Raw genomic sequence first — 1,019 nt, forward strand, 5'->3', positions numbered from 1 at the left:
TCCGCAGGCCCATCGCGCTCGGAATCTACCGAGACGAACACGAAATTGAGCTTGTCTGCTTCTGAGCCGAGTTGTTCCGCCAGAGTTGTCAGTTCGAACAGAGTGGTCGGACAGACGTCCGGGCAGTAGGTAAAGCCGAAGAAAACAGCACTCGGCTTACCGAGGAGGTCCTGCTCCGAGACGGTCTGCCCTTCAGTTCCGGTTAGCTTGAAAGGCCCGCCTACCGTAGCGACGCCCGTGCTTCGAGACTGAACACCTGATTGCCTGTTCTCGGCAATGATAGTGACGGCAACCAACGCCATCCCAACGGCGAGCACACCCGCTGAGAGCAATCCGACTGTACGCCCGCGCATCAATCTTCACCATCATGCGACAACGCAGAGCCGCCCTGATGATCCGATTGCGCCTGACCCAGGGCTCCTGCGACGAGCTCTACCTCTACCGAACCGGCCATCTCAAATTGAAGAGTGACCGGAACCATGTCGCCCTCCCTGATCGGCTCCGTCAGATCGATCAGCATGAGGTGATAGCCGCCTGGCGCGAGCTCAATCTTGTCGCCGCCAGCAATCGCCATCCCATCCGGCACCGGGCGCATCTTCATGATGCCGTCGGCCATTTCCATTTTATGGATCTCGACGCGAGATGCGGCAGGGGAACTGGCGCCGACAAGCCTGTCGTCGACTGTGCCGTTGTTGACCGCTTCAAAGTATCCGCCGCCAACTTTTGCTGCCGGTGAAGTTGCACGGGTCCAAGGATGATTGATGACGATGTCGCCTACGCTAAATTCGTGAGCGAACGCGGTGGAGGAATAGACAAGAGCAGCAGATGCCGCGAGGATACGGATAAAATTGCGCATTGGTTTCTCCATGCAACAGAAGAGGCGCAGTGACACGCCGGGTCGTTTTTCTGTCAGACGGAGAACGTGGGTGGCGCTCGCGCTCCAAGCGCTGGGATGAAGGGGATTTTCTGAGGAACACTCTTTTCGAGCGGCTGCATCCGCCTCTTCAACCAGGACATCA

Annotated in this window: 2 protein-coding genes; both read right to left on the reverse strand. The window is 57.9% G+C overall.

Features of this window, described 5'->3' with window-relative positions; all coding sequences use genetic code 11:
* Window positions 1-353, reverse strand: a 353-nt coding sequence (locus J0I64_RS08320) for an SCO family protein (protein ID WP_291407122.1), incomplete at its 3' end; no start/stop codon positions are given.
* Window positions 353-1,019, reverse strand: a 667-nt coding sequence (locus tag J0I64_RS08325; RefSeq protein ID WP_291407123.1) for a copper chaperone PCu(A)C, incomplete at its 5' end; no start/stop codon positions are given. The genes J0I64_RS08325 and J0I64_RS08320, both read right to left, overlap by 1 nt.

The organism is Devosia sp., from assembly GCF_017307565.1.
Taxonomy (GTDB): domain Bacteria; phylum Pseudomonadota; class Alphaproteobacteria; order Rhizobiales; family Devosiaceae; genus Devosia.